Source organism: Georgfuchsia toluolica (assembly GCF_907163265.1).
Classification (GTDB): Bacteria; Pseudomonadota; Gammaproteobacteria; order Burkholderiales; family Rhodocyclaceae; genus Georgfuchsia; species Georgfuchsia toluolica.
On record NZ_CAJQUM010000001.1, the window covers coordinates 2126278 to 2141990 of the forward strand.

The window sequence follows — 15713 nt, forward strand, 5'->3', positions numbered from 1 at the left end:
TTTGCCAAGGCGTGGAGTAAAATTCTTTTCATCTCCCTGCCTCACCTCCACTGTTTTTTCATACCGATGCAATTCGCCGGCTTTACGCTCCGTAATAATCTATTCGTAGCTCCGATGGCCGGCGTTACCGATCGCCCTTTCCGCCAGTTGTGCCGAAAACTTGGCGCCGGACTCGCAGTATCGGAAATGGTCACCTCGAATTCGCTGCTCTATGGCAGCGCCAAGACGCGGCGGCGCGCCAACCATGACGGCGAAGCCGGCCCGGTCTCAGTGCAGATCGCCGGCGCCGATCCGGCCATGATGGCCGAGGCCGCGCGTTACAATGTCGACGCAGGCGCGCAGATCATCGACATCAACATGGGTTGTCCGGCGAAGAAAGTCTGCAATGTCATGGCCGGCTCGGCGCTGATGCAGGACGAAGCGCTGGTGGCCAGGATTCTCGGTGCTGTTGTCAAGGCCGTGCCCAACACACCGGTGACGCTGAAGTTCCGCACCGGCTGGAACCGCGAAAACAAAAATGCACCGGTCATCGCCCGCATCGCCGAGGACTGCGGCATCCGCGCCGTGGCGATTCACGGCCGCACCCGCGCCGATCAATACATGGGAGAGGCCGAGTACGAAACCATTGCGCTGGTCAAATCGCAGATCCGCATTCCGGTGATCGCCAACGGCGACATCACCACGCCGCAAAAGGCCAAGCAGGTGCTTGCCGTCACCGGCGCCGACGGCGTCATGATCGGCCGCGCCGCGCAGGGCCGACCCTGGTTGTTCCGCGAGATCGAGCACTACCTCAACACCGGCGCCATACTGCCGCCGCCGCGCGTCGTCGAAATCCATCGCATTCTGCGCGACCATCTCGCCGACCTCTACGCCTTCTACGGCGAGGACACCGGACTCAAGATCGCGCGCAAGCACATTAGCTGGTATACCAAGGGCCTGCAGGGAGCGGCAAACTTCCGCCATGCCATGAATCAGTTGCAGACGGTCGAAGCGCAACTTGCCGCAACCGATGTTTTTTTCGCCGAGCAGGCCGCGCACAGCGACCAGCTCAGCTACGATAATTTTGAATCGGCACAGGCCGCCTGAAACAAAACAATACCAGGCGAATCGGGGGAAGACATTCATGAGCAACGAACTGCACGATTGCGTCAAGAAAACACTGAATCGCTATTTTCGCGACCTTGATGGCGAAGCGCCGCACGCGGTGTACGACATGGTGGTATCCACCGTCGAAAAATCCATGCTCGAAGTGGTGATGGGCCACGCCGACGGCAACCAGACCCTGGCCGCCGACATTCTCGGCATCAACCGCAACACCTTGCGTCGCAAACTCAACGATTACCGCTTACTTTAATTACCGAAACTTTCCATGACCATTTCACATGCACTGATCAGCGTTTCCGACAAGCGCGGCGTTGTCGATTTCGCCCGCGCCCTCAATGCAATGGGCATCAAACTGCTGTCCACCGGCGGCACCGCCAGGCTGCTGCGCGAAGCCGGCCTCGCCGTGACCGATGTGTCCCAACATACCGGTTTTCCCGAAATGCTCGACGGCCGCGTCAAGACCCTGCATCCCAAGGTGCATGGCGGCATCCTCGGCCGCCGCGATTCGCCGGAGCACCTGAAAACCATGGCCGCGCATGGCATCACGCCGATCGACCTGGTGGTGGTCAACCTCTACCCTTTCCGCGAGACCGTGGCCAGGCCCGATTGCACGCTGGACGACGCCATCGAGAACATCGACATCGGCGGCCCGACCATGGTGCGTGCCGCAGCCAAGAATCACGGCAATGAACAGGGCGGCGTCGCCATCGTCACCGATCCCGACGACTATGCCGAAATCATGGAGGAACTCAAGGCCGGCAAGGGCATCGGCTACAAGACCCGTTTCGCCCTGGCGAAAAAAGCCTTCACGCATACGGCGCGTTACGACTCCGCCATCGCCAACTGGCTTACCAGCCTCGACGAAAACAACCAACCCGGCACCTTCCCGGACAAGCTGCAACTCGCTTTCGACAAGGTCGAGACCCTGCGCTACGGCGAGAATCCGCACCAGCAGGCCGCCTTCTACCGGGAGCCGGCGCCGGTTCCCGGCAGCATCGCCAGCTATCGGCAACTGCAGGGCAAGGAACTCTCCTACAACAATATCGGCGATGCCGATGCGGCGTGGGAATGCGTCAAGGCCTTCGATAGTCACGGCGGCATCGCCTGCGTCATCGTCAAGCATGCCAACCCGTGCGGCGTCGCGCTCGGCAAGACGGCGGAAGAAGCCTACCGCAAGGCCTTTTCAACCGATCCGACCTCGGCCTTCGGCGGCATCATCGCTTTCAATGCCATACTCGACAAGGCCGCGGCCGAAGCCATCGCGGGGCAGTTCGCCGAAGTGATCATCGCGCCGGAGATCAGCGCGGAAGCGATGGCCGTCTTCGCCGCCAAGCAAAACCTGCGCGTACTGGTGGTTCCCCACGGCCAGGTCAGCGGCGCCTTCGACTACAAGCGCGTAGGCGGCGGGCTGCTGGTGCAGAGCGCCGACGAAGCGCATGTCGCGCTGGCCGACCTCAAGATCGTCACCAAACGCACGCCGACGGAGACCGAAATGCGCGACCTGCTGTTCGCCTGGCGCGTCGCCAAGTACGTCAAGTCCAACGCCATCGTCTATTGCAAGGACGGCATGACGGTCGGTGTCGGTGCCGGCCAGATGAGCCGCGTCGACTCGGCGCGCATCGCCGCGATCAAGGCCGAGAACGCCAAGATGAAGGTGAAAGGTTCGGTGGTGGCATCGGACGCTTTCTTCCCCTTTCGCGACGGGCTCGACGTGCTGGCGCAAGCCGGCGCCACGGCGGTGATCCAGCCCGGCGGTTCGATGCGTGATGCCGAAGTCATCGCCGCCGCCGACGAGCAGAACCTGGCGATGGTGTTTACCGGCTTCCGCCACTTCCGGCATTGATGGGTATTCCATGAAGTTATTGGTCATCGGTTCCGGCGGCCGCGAACATGCGCTGGCCTGGCGCCTGGCGCAGTCGCCGAAAGTGCACAAGGTCTTCGTCGCCCCCGGCAATGCCGGCACGGCGCATGAGGAAGGCCTGGAAAATGTTGCATTGAACGCAATCCCGAACCTGATCGCCTTTGCGCAGAATGAAGGCATCCACGCCACCGTGGTCGGCCCGGAAGCGCCGCTGGCGGCGGGAATCGTCAATGCGTTTCGCGCCGCCGGACTGCGCATCTTCGGCCCCACACAGGCCGCGGCCCAGCTCGAAAGCTCGAAGGATTTTGCCAAGCGCTTCATGGCGCGGCATAACATTCCGACCGCGAAGTTCCAGACCTTCTCGAATGCCGACGAAGCGCGTGCCTATGTACGCGCCGAAGGCGCTCCCATCGTGGTCAAGGCTGATGGCCTCGCCGCCGGCAAGGGCGTCGTCGTCGCCATGACCCAGGCCGAAGCCGAGGCTGCCATCGACATGATGCTGGTGGACAACAAAATGGGCGATGCCGGCGCGCGTGTCGTGGTCGAGGAATTCCTCGACGGCGAGGAAGCCAGCTTCATCGTCATGACCGACGGCAAGCATGCACTGGCGATGGCGACCAGCCAGGATCACAAGCGTCTGCAGGATGGCGATGCCGGCCCCAATACCGGCGGCATGGGCGCCTATTCGCCGGCACCGGTGGTAACGCCCGAAATCCATGCCCGCGTGATGCGCGAGGTAATCATGCCGACCCTGCGCGGCATGGAAGCCGATGGCCTCGTCTATACCGGCTTTCTCTACGCCGGCCTGATGATCAAACCGGATGGCACGCTCAAGGTGCTCGAATTCAACTGCCGCTTCGGCGACCCGGAAACCCAGCCCATCATGCTGCGCCTGAAGAGCGATTTCAGCGAACTGATCGATGCCGGCATCGACGGCAGGCTCGATGAGGTGGAAGCCGAGTGGGATCGCCGTGTCGCGCTCGGCGTGGTACTGGCTGCCGGTGGCTACCCCGACTGCCCGAAGAAGGGCGATGTCATCCGCGGCCTGGATAACCGCGTCGACGATGTGCGCGTGTTTCATGCCGGCACGGCGCAACAAGACGGCACAGTCATCACCTCCGGCGGCCGCGTGCTCTGCGTCACCGCGCTCGGCGATACGCTCAAACTGGCGCAGAGCCACGCTTACGAGGCCGTGGCGCAAATCTCCTTCGATGGCATGCAGTACCGCAACGACATCGGTCACCGCGCAATCAAGAAATAAAGGTTCAAGATACAAGGTCCAAGATTCAAGGTAGAAATTTGTCGAGCCTTCTACCTTGCCTCTTGAATCCTGCCCCCTTGAATCTTGAGACTTGACCATGGACACGCAATCCGTTCACCAATATTTCTCTTCTCTTCAGGAAAGCATCGTCTCGGCGCTGGCGACGTTTGACGGCAAGCCCTTCCTGCGTGATCGCTGGGAGCATGGCACTGCCTGCGTCATCGAGGAAGGCAACTGCTTCGAACGCGGCGGAGTTAATTTCTCACATGTCATCGGTGAGCGGATGCCGGCTTCAGCGACTGCGCACCGCCCGGAACTGGCGGGCCGCCGCTTCGAGGCGATGGGCGTTTCGCTGGTATTGCATCCGCGCAATCCCTACTGCCCTACCGCGCACGCCAATGTGCGCTGTTTCATCGCCACCAGGGAAGGCGAAGATCCGGTGTGGTGGTTTGGCGGCGGCATGGATCTCACGCCCTATTACGGGTTTGAGGAAGACGCCGTGCATTTTCATCGCACCTGCCGCGATGCGCTGTCGCCCTTTGGCAGCGATGTGCACGCGCGCTATAAAAAGTGGTGCGATGAATATTTTTTTCTCAAGCACCGCAATGAACCGCGCGGCATCGGCGGCATCTTCTTCGACGACCTCAACGAAGGCGGTTTCGAGCGTTGCTTCGGCATGACACGCGCGGTCGGCGACAACTTCATCAATACCTATCTGCCGATTCTGCAACGCCGCCGCGATCTGCCCTATGGTGATCGCGAACGCGACTTCCAGGCCTACCGGCGCGGGCGCTACGTCGAATTCAATCTGGTCTTTGATCGTGGCACGCTGTTTGGTCTGCAATCGGGCGGGCGCACCGAGTCGATCCTGATGTCGCTGCCGCCCATCGTGAAATGGCGCTACGACTGGCATCCCGAACCCGGTAGCACCGAAGAAAAGCTCTACACCGATTTCCTCAGGCCGCGCGACTGGGTTTAACCTGAAAACCTCGGGTCACACCACAGAAGACGTGACCGAAGAAAATCCCCGTGGGACGGAGGGCACAGAGGAAACCCGAGAAAACAGAAACTGATCTACCTCCCCAACGAGGTAAGGGGATAAGAGAAGGCAATGCCTTGTTTCTCCTCCGTGTTTTTCGTGTGCTCTGTGGTGAACTGCTTTTTCTTGGTTTAGCGCTACTGGGAGAATTCCCCCGCGGCGGCGCGGTAATGCGCATTGGCCTGAGTTTCCTGCCCGAGTTGATCGAGCAGGGCCGCCAGCTCAAGGTGCGCCCAACGCGAGGACTGCACCGACAGAGAAGCTTCCAGATAGCTTTGCGCCTTGCCCCAGAGTTGCTGGCGACGGCATAGCCGCCCCAACGCCAGCAGCAACTTGGCATCGCCGGGATGAACATGCAGCCAACGCTCGGCATGAGCAATGCGGGCCAGGGTATCGCCGCATTTGCAATCGCCATAGGCTGCGGCCAGGTCGCTGTCCCAATGGGCGTCCAGCGCATCCTCGATCAGCCGCGCCGCTTCGGCATGGTTCTCGGTGGTACAAAGGATCGGAGCAGCATGCAGCACCAAGCCGGGTTCGAGCCGATCGGATTCCGGCAGTGCGCGCAGGAAATGTTCCAACTCGGCGCCAGTCTCTCCTCTAACTTTGAGTTGACCGAGGATTTCACGTTGTGCGCGATGCCGCAGCGGCGCCGCCTGTTCCGCGGTCATCGCCTTGTGCTTTTTCAGTTGCCGCACCACGCGCTCCACTTCGCGCCATTGTCCGAGTCCCTGATAAACCCGCAGCAACAGGCGCTGCGCGGCAACGTGCCGGCCTCCGGTGCGCGTAAATTCTTCGAGCAACTCCAGGGCAGCGGCATAATCTCGTTTGTCGGCCGCGATGCCGGCCTCGATCATCAGGCGCGCGCCTGAGCCATGCGGATCACTCGCGCGCGCTTTCTGTCGCCAGATCGTTTCACGCTCCTCGTCGCGCATGCGATGTGCAACATGCTGCGCCAACAACGCCGCCAGTAGCGGTGCGTGTCCTGCATCGAAGGATATTTCGGCCAAGCGCAGCGCGCGGCTGTAACGTCCCTCCATGGACATGATTACCGCCTCGCGCAAGGCACTGTCCGCCGTTTCGTGCGCGCGATGTCTACGGAATTCGCGCACGGATGCCGGCAAGGCGATCAGGGCGCCGAACGAACGCACAAAGAGATAGAACAGGAAAAAGCCCAACAGCGTCAGAATCAGCATCAGGTTGAGCGACAGTTCAGCCCGCCAGGGCGGCAACGCCAGCAGCACATAGCCGCCGTTGTTAAGCGCCGCCAGCGAGAGTCCGGCCGCCAGTGCGGCAAGTATCAGCAGCCAGAGCAGCGCGCGCATTATTTCCTGCCGAGCTTGAAGTTGCGCACCGCCGCCAGTGTCTCGTTGAGCGAAGGCGCCTGCTGCACGACATTCAGTGCGGAAAGCCCTTTCAGCGTCGCAATCGCGGACTGCACCGGACGCGACTGCGTATCGAAGTAGCGATCCAGCCACTCCGCCACCTGGCGCGTATCTTCGCGGAAGCTGCGGGCGTCGCGCGCCAGCAGGGCAAGCCTGGCGTTGACCAGCCGCAGCTTGATGTTCTCGCGCAGGAAGTAAGCCTGCGTTGGGGGCAGCAAACCGGGATCGGCATGGTCGACGCGCTCGACGCGAATCAACTGGCGCACCTCTGCCCACAGGTCGTTAAGTAGCGCCTGCCACCAGGCATCCTGCTTCACCACCGCTTTAGCGGGTTTGGCAGCCTGTGCATTTTGCATTTTCGCGCTTTCGTTTTTCGGTCTTTGCTCAAAGGCCATCGGGAAGCTGTCTACCTGCGCGACAATGCTTTCGATCTTCAGCGCCAGGCCGGAAATATCGGCCACCGGCAGCGCGGTGAGATTGGCGATATCGTGCGCAATCAATTTGCGCAAAGGCAGGAATTGCGGCTGCGCCGCCTTGGCCAGGCGCGCATCGGCGCCATTCAGGGCGATCAGCGCCGCCTCGACATTCCCCGCCAGTTGCAACTGCTGGACGGCGATGGTGATCGACTGTTCCACTTCGGCCAGCAGGCGTTCATCGCGGGTGCGCGACAACTCCTGGTACATCGATTCGAGCGCGACCTGCTGGCTTTGCGCGGAGGCAGAGTCGGCTTCGAGCAGGGCCACTCGTGCCTGCAGCGCGGCCGCGAGTTCCTGGTTCTGTTTGGCGAGCGCCCTGCTCTCACGCACCATGATGTCGTTGTCTGCCAGGCGCTTGGCGAAGTCCTGGCGTAGACCCTCGATCCGCGTGTGGGTGTCGAACCACTGCCACAGCAGGAGCGCCGCCAATACGGCCGCCACCAGCGGCAATAGCGAGCGCCGGCGCAAAGCGGGCTGGTCGGGCGCCGGAGCGGTTTCGACAGGGGGAACGGCTGGCGCGGCAGAGGGTTTGTTATCCATAGTGGGCAAAATATTCTATCAAGCCCGCGACCAGACCATCGTCGCCGGAGCCGGTCTGCTGAATGAGGGTGTGGCCAAGCTCGCCTGCTTGCGTGCCGATGCGTGCATGCGGCACGAACAACGGGGTCTTGCGCAGCCATGCCTGCCCGAGTTTGCCCACCATTTCGTGGAGATTGCGCAAGCCTTCGCTGCTGGTCACGGTGATCGCATCGAGGGTACGGTCTTCCCAATGCTTCAACAAGACCATCCCGTCATTGGCAGGCTTGCCGCGCCTATAGCTGGCGACATGCAGCACCTCGGCACCGCGTTCGCGCAACACGTCGCCGAGCAACTCGCGCCCACCATCACCGCGAAAAATCACGATGCGCCGGCCAGCGACGTTCTGTAGTTCGGGCACCTCCAGCAGGGCTTCGGAATCGAAGCGGCCGCGTGGCGTCAGTACATTCGTGATGCCATGGCGCGAAAGCGCCTGTTCGCTACTCTCGCCCACCGTCACGGCACGTACATGCGCCGGCCAGCCGCGATGGCGCAGGACATGCTCCAGCGATTTATCGACGGCGTTCGGACTAACGAATACCGCAAAATCGAAATCGTCCAGCCGCAAGGCGATGTCATGCAGGGGCTTGGCGTCATCGAGATCGCAAATGGTCAGCACGGGGAACAGGATGGGGTGCGCGCCCAGATTCTGCAAAACTTCAGCCAGATGGGCCGCCTGCCCGGCCGGCCGCGTTACCACGATATGCTTGCCCGCCAGCGGCGATGCGGCAACCATGCCTACTTACTGGCCAAGCTCGGCCAGAATTTCGTCGGCACCGTCGACACGCAGCCGTTCGGCGACAGTCAGCCCCAATTGTTCGGCATCCGCGGCGCGACCTTCAAGCTCGGCGCGGGCGATGCGGCTGCCATCTGGACGCGCCACCAGGCCGCGCAGCCACAAGCTGTCATTGCGCAACGTCGCATAGGCTCCCAACGGCACTTCGCAGCTGCCCGCCAGCGCGCGCGACACGGCGCGTTCGGCACGCACGCAGGCCGCCGTCTCGGCGTCGTTCAACGGCGCCATCCACTGCGCCACCTCGGGCCGTGCCGCCAGGGCTTCGATGCCGATGGCGCCCTGCCCCGCCGCGGGCAGCGAAATCTCGGCCGGCAGCACACTGCGGATTCGATCTGCCAGACCGAGGCGCGTCAACCCGGCCGCCGCAAGAATGATGGCGTCGTAATCGCCGGCATCAAGCTTCCTCAGGCGCGTATCGAGATTGCCGCGCAGGCTGGTCACCGCAAGGTGCGGATAAAGCGCGTGGAGCTGCGATTCGCGCCGCAGGCTGGAAGTGCCCACCACCGCTCCCGGCGGCATGTCGTCCAGCGCTGCGTAGCGACTGGAAACGAAGGCATCGAGCGGCGTTTCGCGCGGGCCGATGGCCACCAGGGCAAACTCCTCGGCCAGCGTCATCGGCACATCCTTCATCGAATGCACGGCGATGTCGGCGCTGCCGTCGAGCAGCGCGGTTTCAAGTTCCTTGACGAACAGGCCCTTGCCGCCCACCTTGGCCAGCGGACGATCGAGAATCTGGTCGCCGCGCGTCGTCATACCGAGCAGTTCAACGCTGCATGACGGGTACTGCTGGCGCAACAGATCGCGCACATGCTCCGCCTGCCAGAGGGCAAGCCGCGACTCGCGCGTAGCGATGACAATGCGATTGGGTAAGGCGGTCATGATCGGGAAAGGGGTTGGGCGGAAAGTCGCGTGGATTCTAGCATGCAGGGGCTTCCGGCTTGCTGCCCGCCAAAACCGGACCACACCCCTCTGCGGCAAGATCGCCGGTCTGCTCGCGGCGCAACGCACGATTCAAACTGTGCTGCGCAATGTCTCGGAAAAAGGCAAGCGCAAAATCAGAGACCAGAAGTAACGGTCCAGAAGATACTGCCCGGGAACGCTCTACGCCCCCGGGGTGATCTTGTTCAAATACTCAAAGCTTACTTTTTCGCCTTGGACTTCTTGATGAAGGTCGTGGCTGCGTCGAGTGCTGCTGTCGTGATCTTGCCCGTTTCCCGGAGCGTCAGAAGCAAGGCCACCGGCCGCGGAAGATTCCTTCCCGTCTCATAGCGGCTGCCGCCACTTTGGGTAACGCCAAGTCCCGACCAGAAGGTCTGCTGGTTTACCCCCAGCTTCTTGCGGTAATCGGCGAGGTTCGAAAGATCAAATTTTGGCTTGGCCATGGCATTTCCTTTACGTGAGTTATAACGCGAGAATCATACTCCTGCGGCATCTACAGAATCAACCTGTTATTAGACACTTTAGGTAATTTTTGCCATGCATGCAAGGGCATTAATTGAAAATCATGCCGGTTATGGCTATGCCCCAACAACTCAGTCCAGACCGAACAGCAGCAGCTTGGAGTCCTCGTTGGCAGTAATGACAATTTCCTGTTCCGTTCCAATCTTGGCTGCTGCGCTCGCATTGAGCATAATGTCATTAGTTCCAACACGCCTCAGCCTATCGCGTTTTCTTCGGATGTAAAAATTCTGCTCGTAGCGCGAGTTGCTCAATGAAGGCATGAGCCACGATTGTTGCGGCGCGATCCGATAAAAATGACTCCAAATACGCATAACACTTGGATTTTCGCGGAAATACCGTTAGGCTTTGCCCCGTGTTGGTCAGTGTTGCAGGTCGGGGAGGCTCTGGGCCTGCACAGTTCGCCGCACTTTCTTTCCTCAACTCATAAGGACAATTTATGGCAACCAAACCGAAAACATCAAACAAAGCAAGCAAAAAACCGGCCGCCAAAAAGGCAGCTCCGAAAGCAGCGCCTGTCGTCAAACCGATCAAGGAAGCATTGACGAAGGCGGGACTGGTCACTCAACTGGCACAAGTATCCGGCGTGGAAGCAAAGGCCGTGAAAGCTGTTTTGGCCGCCCTGGAAGTTACGGCACTGGGCTCCGTCAGCAAAAAGGGCCTCGGCGCATTCGTGCTGCCCGGCCTGCTCAAGGTCACAGCGCAGAATGTTCCGGCCAAAGCCAAGCGCTTCGGCAAGGACCCATTCACCGGCGTCGAACGCTGGTTCCCGGCCAAGCCGGCGAGCGTGCGCGTGAAGGTGCGGGCGCTCAAAAAACTGAAAGACGCAGCGCTTTGAGAAATACCGTTTTCTAAACGTGGCACCACCCGGGGGCCGTTCGCGCTGAGTTTGTCGAAGCAGCGGCGGCCTTCGCTAAACACAAGTCGAAGAGAAAAGTTGCATCTTGCAGAACGGCATGCACTGGGCCAGCGGTTAATGCCATCGCACTTGGTTTCCTGACTGCGCTGACGCAGCCAATGCCGGAAATCATCGGCAACAGAGCGCTGCTCTGGCACAATAGATGCAATGAACAAGCCGATTCCCTTCCATGAATTGCGCCGCGCACTGGTGATCAAGCTGCGTCACCATGGCGATGTGCTGCTGACTTCGCCGGTGTTGTCGGTGCTTAAAGCGCAGGTGCCGCAATGCAGGATCGATACGCTGGTGTATGCCGATACCGCGCCGATGCTGGCAGGCCACCCGGCACTCGACGAGATTCATACGATCGACCGGCGCTGGAAACAACTCGGCATTATTGGACAAGCGGCGGCGGAATGGCATCTGCTTAAGCAACTACGCGCGCGGCAATACGACCTTGTGATCCACCTTACCGAGCACCGCCGCGGTGCCTGGCTGACACGTCTCCTGGCGCCGCGCTTCAGCGTTGCACCCAAGATACCCAAACGCGGCCGGTTTTGGCGGAACAGTTTTTCGCATCACTATCACCTCGACAATCGTGGCTTGCGGCATGTGGTTGAATACAACCTCGATGCGCTGCGCGCATTGGGTATTCATCCCGCAGTCGAACAACGCAAGCTGGTCATGGTGCCGGGCTTTGATGCCGAAACTCGCGTCACCGAATTGATGCGCAGCCATGAACTTGCCCCAAAAGGCTTTATCCATCTGCACCCCACGTCGCGCTGGCTATTCAAGTGCTGGCCGGCGGGGAAAACCGCCGCACTGATGGATGCGCTGCATGCGCAGGGTCACCGTCTGGTGCTCACCGCCGCACCGGATGCCAAGGAGACAGGCTTGATCGCGGAGATCAAGGCAAAAACACAAACGCCATTTATCGATTTGTGCGGGCGGCTGTCGCTCAAGGAACTCGCCGCGCTGACAGCGCAGGCGCGGCTCTTCATCGGCGTCGATTCGGCGCCGATGCATATCGCCGCCGCGATGGGTACGCCAACTGTCGCACTGTTCGGTCCTTCCGGCGACAAGGAGTGGGGGCCGTGGCAAGTGCCGCATCGTGTCGTCACCACCGACCATACCTGCCGTCCCTGCGGACAGGACGGCTGCGGCGGCGGCAAAATCAGCGACTGCCTCGTCACGCTGCCAATGGAACAAGTGCTCAAGGCCGCGAACGAATTGCTGTCGTGACGATGTTGACATGAAATTGGCGCTGGTCCGACAGAAGTACAACCCCTTCGGCGGCGCCACCTGTGCTCTCGCCGACATGACGGCAACGATGACAGCGCTTTATCCTGAAAACCTCATTTGAACCACGGCGACACGGCGGGCATGAGCAAAGGAAATGACCACAGGGAATCACTGTGGGATCCCCGTGGGACGGCAGAAAATCGAAAGCTTGCCAATGGACCTCGTTTCACCCGATGGGTGAGGCACCGCATGCCTGCCATGCCTTGTGTTTCCGCCGTGTCGCCGTGTTCGCCGTGGTGAATTGCTTTTTCCAGGGTTATTCCTCGCTCGTTGCTATCTGATATTGCCGGGCATCAAGTCGCGCAGGCCGGCCGCCATATGCTGGCGGCACAACTCGATGAACTGCCGCGACGTCGCCGTGCGGTATTTCTGCTTGTGCACCAGGATGAAGAATTTTCTGTCCATCTTCAGGAATGGCGTCTTGAGCCGCACCAGGCTGCCGCGACGGAAGGCCTCACGCAGGGCGAGGCGCGAGATGCAGCCGATGCCCAGCCCCGACTCGACGGCGCGCTTGATGGCCTCGGTGTGTGAGAGCGCCAGCTTGATCTTTACCCCGGGCAGTACGCTGGCAACGGCGAGATCGAAGGTCTCGCGCGTGCCCGAACCGGGCTCGCGCACGATCCAGTCCGCCCTGGCCAGATCGGCCGCTGTCAGGCGGCGCTTGTTCGCCAGCGGGTGATTGGGTGCGGCGAACACTTCCAGCGCGTCATCACCCCAGGGTATGACATCGATATTGGGATGCTGGCAGCGCCCTTCAACCAGGCCGAGATCCAGATCGAAACTCGCCACCTTGGCGATGATGTGTGCCGTGTTTTCGACATCGAGCGTGATCCTGCTGCCGGGATGACGTTGCATGAAGTCGCTCACGATCAGGGTGCCGAGGTAATTGCCAATAGTGAGCGTAGCGCCGACTTGCAACTCGCCCGGCGCATCCTGCGCATGCAGCATGGCTTCCAGTTCGCGCGCTCGATCGATCAACTCGGCGGCGCGTGGCAGCACCGAATTGCCCAACTCGTTGAGCCGGATGCGCTTGCCGACGCGGTCGAACAGCTGCGCATCAAACTGTCGTTCCAGTTCATTAAGCGCGGTACTGGCGGCCGATTGCGATAGCGTGAGTTGATCCGCCGCGCGCGACACATTCTGGTGGCGGGCGACGGCAACAAAGATTTCAAGCTGGCGCAAGGTCAGTTTCATCGCGGCTTTATTATCTATTTATTGGATAGATATTATCTATATTAATCTATTTACCGGGTACATTGAACCGGTTAAGATGACGCTTGTCCAATTGCTGCGTGGGAGATTCATCATGGCCGCCGTAGGCACCGAACGCGTTTTGAGCGTACATCACTGGAACGACAGCCTGTTCAGCTTCACTACCAGCCGCGACCCGGGGCTGCGTTTCGAGAACGGGCATTTCGTCATGGTCGGCCTCGAAGTCGAGGGCCGGCCGCTGATGCGTGCCTACAGCATCGCCAGCGCCAATCATGACGAGTTTCTCGAATTCTTCAGCATCAAGGTGCAGGACGGCCCACTGACTTCGCGCTTGCGGCATCTCAAACCCGGCGACCCGGTCCTGGTCGGTCGCAAGCCCATCGGCACGCTGACCCTGCACGATCTGCTGCCGGGCAAGCATCTATACCTGTTTTCCACGGGCACCGGGCTGGCGCCGTTTCTCAGCATCATCAAGGATCCGGAAACCTACCAGCGCTTCGAGAAAGTCGTGCTCGTCCACGGCGTTCGCCAGATTGACGAACTCGCCTACAAGGATGTGATTACCGAGGAACTGCCGTCGAACGAATACTTTGGCGAAGACGTGCGGCGGAAGCTGATCTATTACCCCACGGTGACGCGCGAGCCGTTCCGCAACCGCGGCCGTCTCACCGACCTGATCGAGAGCGGCAAACTGTTCGAGGATATCGGCCTGCCCGCACTCGATCCCGCCGTCGACCGCGCCATGATCTGCGGCAGCCCGACCATGCTCAAAGACGCCAGCGCCTTGTTGGATGCGCGCGGCTTCAAGATTTCGCGGCACATCGGCGCGCCGGGCGACTACGTCATTGAACGTGCTTTCGTGGAGAAATGATTGCTGGCTGACGCCTTATTCCAGACAGGCCCTTTACAACCGCCACACACCGATCCCAGCCGCCTTCAAGCGGGCAGCATCGAACATTGCCTTTACATCGATGAATGCGCCCTGCTTGACAAGTTTCTTGGTGAAATCCTCGATGTCCAGATTCAGGTAACTTCGATGCGCCACCGCTGCCACGATTGCATCGGCGCACGGAAGATCCTCCCATGCCCACAGGCGAATACCATATTCCTGCATGGCCTCCCCGGGATCGGCTTCGGGATCGTGGACAAAGACCTCGATCCCGTAGCTCAGCAATTCCTTAATGATATCCATCACCTTTGAATTGCGTAGATCGGCGCAGTTCTCCTTGAAGGTCAAGCCGAGGATATTGACCTTGGCGCCTTTTACATAACAGCCTGCGGCAATCATCTGCTTCACCGCCTGCTCGGCGATGTACTTGCCCATGCCATCATTGATGCGGCGGCCGGCGGTGATTACCTGTGTGTGGTAGCCCAGGGTATCCGCCTTGTGCGTCAGGTAATAGGGATCAACCCCGATGCAGTGTCCGCCCACCAGGCCGGGCTTGAACTTGAGGAAATTCCACTTCGTGCCCGCCGCTTCGAGTACTTCGGTGGTATCGATGCCGATCTTGTTGAAGATGATTGCCAGTTCGTTCATCAGCGCAATATTCAGATCGCGTTGGGTGTTTTCAATGACCTTGCAGGCTTCGGCGGCCTTGATGCTGCTGCAGCGGTACACGCCGGGCTGAACCACCCTTTCGTACAAGGCCGCGATCCTGTCCAGCGTAGCCGGAGTATCGCCGGCGACAACCTTGACCACATTGGTCAGCATGTGTTCCCTGTCTCCGGGGTTGATGCGCTCAGGCGAATAACCCACGAAAAAATCGCGCTTCCACTGCATGCCGGATGCCTGCTCCAGAACGGGGATGCAGACTTCTTCCGTCGCGCCGGGATAGACAGTGGACTCGTACACTATGGTCGCCCCCTTCTTCATGTGGCGTCCGACCGACTCGCTGGCGCCGATCAGCGGGGCAAAGTCCGGCTGATGCGCGTCATCCACGGGCGTCGGGACCGCCACAAGGATGAAATCGGCCTGCGCGAGAGCATGGGGATCCGTGCTGTACTCGGCATGAATCGCAGCGCGCATTGCCTCATCCGGAATCTCGTGAGACGGATCCTTTCCCCTTTTGCAACTCAACGCCTTGTCTTCGGAGATATCAAACCCGATAGTCCGGGTCATTTTGCCGAACTCGATAACCAGCGGCAAGCCAACATAACCCAGACCAACCACACCAACAGTATTCATGCCATATCCTTTTTCAGCGCCCATCACAAAATCCGGTGCGCCGCGAGTATGCCACGCCCCGAGTCCAGCACGCCAATGACGGAAGCAGAAGCCGCGTTCTACGCAATCGAAAGCACAGGGCTGCCGATATATCTCCCTGACGGTGGCGGCTATAATTCGCCGT

Annotated in this window: 15 protein-coding genes; 8 read left to right on the forward strand and 7 right to left on the reverse strand. The window is 60.5% G+C overall.

Annotated elements, in window-relative coordinates; translation table 11 throughout:
* Window positions 1-66: 66 nt before the first annotated feature.
* From dusB to hemF, 5 genes are all read left to right on the forward strand, one after another.
* A complete protein-coding gene (gene dusB / locus K5E80_RS10020) occupies window positions 67-1086 on the forward strand; it encodes a tRNA dihydrouridine synthase DusB (RefSeq protein WP_220636013.1) in 1020 nt (339 codons plus the stop codon).
* 37 nt (window positions 1087-1123) lie between these two features.
* Window positions 1124-1354 (forward strand): helix-turn-helix domain-containing protein, encoded by a 231-nt coding sequence (locus K5E80_RS10025; RefSeq protein WP_220636014.1) that lies wholly within the window; start codon window positions 1124-1126, stop codon window positions 1352-1354.
* Window positions 1355-1369: 15 nt separating this feature from the next.
* Entirely contained in the window at window positions 1370-2947 is a 1578-nt protein-coding gene (gene purH / locus K5E80_RS10030; RefSeq protein ID WP_220636015.1) for a bifunctional phosphoribosylaminoimidazolecarboxamide formyltransferase/IMP cyclohydrolase, read from the forward strand.
* Between the two features lie 10 nt (window positions 2948-2957).
* Window positions 2958-4226, forward strand: coding sequence for a phosphoribosylamine--glycine ligase (gene purD, locus K5E80_RS10035; protein ID WP_220636016.1), 1269 nt, complete (start codon window positions 2958-2960; stop codon window positions 4224-4226).
* Window positions 4227-4323: 97 nt separating this feature from the next.
* Window positions 4324-5205, forward strand: coding sequence for an oxygen-dependent coproporphyrinogen oxidase (gene hemF, locus K5E80_RS10040; RefSeq protein ID WP_220636017.1), 882 nt, complete (start codon window positions 4324-4326; stop codon window positions 5203-5205).
* Between the two features lie 197 nt (window positions 5206-5402).
* On the opposite strand, the gene K5E80_RS10045 is transcribed toward hemF, so the two are convergent.
* The 5 genes from K5E80_RS10045 to K5E80_RS10065 all read right to left on the reverse strand — a co-directional run bounded on the left by K5E80_RS10045 (window position 5403) and on the right by K5E80_RS10065 (window position 9877).
* Window positions 5403-6587, reverse strand: a complete 1185-nt coding sequence (locus tag K5E80_RS10045; protein WP_220636018.1) for a heme biosynthesis HemY N-terminal domain-containing protein — start codon at window positions 6585-6587, stop codon at window positions 5403-5405.
* Window positions 6587-7663, reverse strand: coding sequence for a uroporphyrinogen-III C-methyltransferase (locus K5E80_RS10050; RefSeq protein WP_220636019.1), 1077 nt, complete (start codon window positions 7661-7663; stop codon window positions 6587-6589). The genes K5E80_RS10045 and K5E80_RS10050 overlap by 1 nt, the downstream gene beginning before the upstream one ends.
* Complete coding sequence (locus tag K5E80_RS10055; RefSeq protein WP_220636020.1) at window positions 7656-8435, reverse strand: uroporphyrinogen-III synthase; 780 nt, start codon at window positions 8433-8435, stop codon at window positions 7656-7658. The genes K5E80_RS10050 and K5E80_RS10055 overlap by 8 nt, the downstream gene beginning before the upstream one ends.
* A gap of 6 nt (window positions 8436-8441) precedes the next feature.
* Window positions 8442-9374 carry a hydroxymethylbilane synthase gene (hemC, locus tag K5E80_RS10060; protein WP_220636021.1) on the reverse strand — a complete coding sequence of 311 codons (933 nt, stop codon included), beginning with the start codon at window positions 9372-9374 and terminating at the stop codon, window positions 8442-8444.
* A 260-nt stretch (window positions 9375-9634) separates the two neighbouring features.
* Window positions 9635-9877: a helix-turn-helix domain-containing protein gene (locus K5E80_RS10065; RefSeq protein WP_220637383.1), complete on the reverse strand. Its 243-nt coding sequence runs from the start codon at window positions 9875-9877 to the stop codon at window positions 9635-9637.
* A gap of 515 nt (window positions 9878-10392) precedes the next feature.
* Between K5E80_RS10065 and K5E80_RS10070 the strand changes: the two genes are divergently transcribed.
* The gene (locus K5E80_RS10070) at window positions 10393-10791 is read left to right on the forward strand and encodes an HU family DNA-binding protein (protein WP_220636022.1); all 399 of its coding nucleotides are present in this window, start codon (window positions 10393-10395) and stop codon (window positions 10789-10791) included.
* A 228-nt stretch (window positions 10792-11019) separates the two neighbouring features.
* Window positions 11020-12093 carry a putative lipopolysaccharide heptosyltransferase III gene (gene rfaQ, locus K5E80_RS10075; protein WP_220636023.1) on the forward strand — a complete coding sequence of 358 codons (1074 nt, stop codon included), beginning with the start codon at window positions 11020-11022 and terminating at the stop codon, window positions 12091-12093.
* A gap of 333 nt (window positions 12094-12426) precedes the next feature.
* Here rfaQ and K5E80_RS10080 read toward each other — a convergent pair whose 3' ends face one another.
* Window positions 12427-13347, reverse strand: a complete 921-nt coding sequence (locus tag K5E80_RS10080) for a LysR substrate-binding domain-containing protein (protein WP_220636024.1) — start codon at window positions 13345-13347, stop codon at window positions 12427-12429.
* Window positions 13348-13459: 112 nt separating this feature from the next.
* Between K5E80_RS10080 and K5E80_RS10085 the strand changes: the two genes are divergently transcribed.
* On the forward strand, window positions 13460-14236 hold the full coding sequence (locus K5E80_RS10085; RefSeq protein ID WP_220636025.1) for a ferredoxin--NADP reductase: 777 nt from the start codon (window positions 13460-13462) through the stop codon (window positions 14234-14236).
* A 33-nt stretch (window positions 14237-14269) separates the two neighbouring features.
* On the opposite strand, the gene K5E80_RS10090 is transcribed toward K5E80_RS10085, so the two are convergent.
* Complete coding sequence (locus tag K5E80_RS10090) at window positions 14270-15550, reverse strand: nucleotide sugar dehydrogenase (RefSeq protein ID WP_220636026.1); 1281 nt, start codon at window positions 15548-15550, stop codon at window positions 14270-14272.
* Window positions 15551-15713 lie beyond the last annotated feature (163 nt).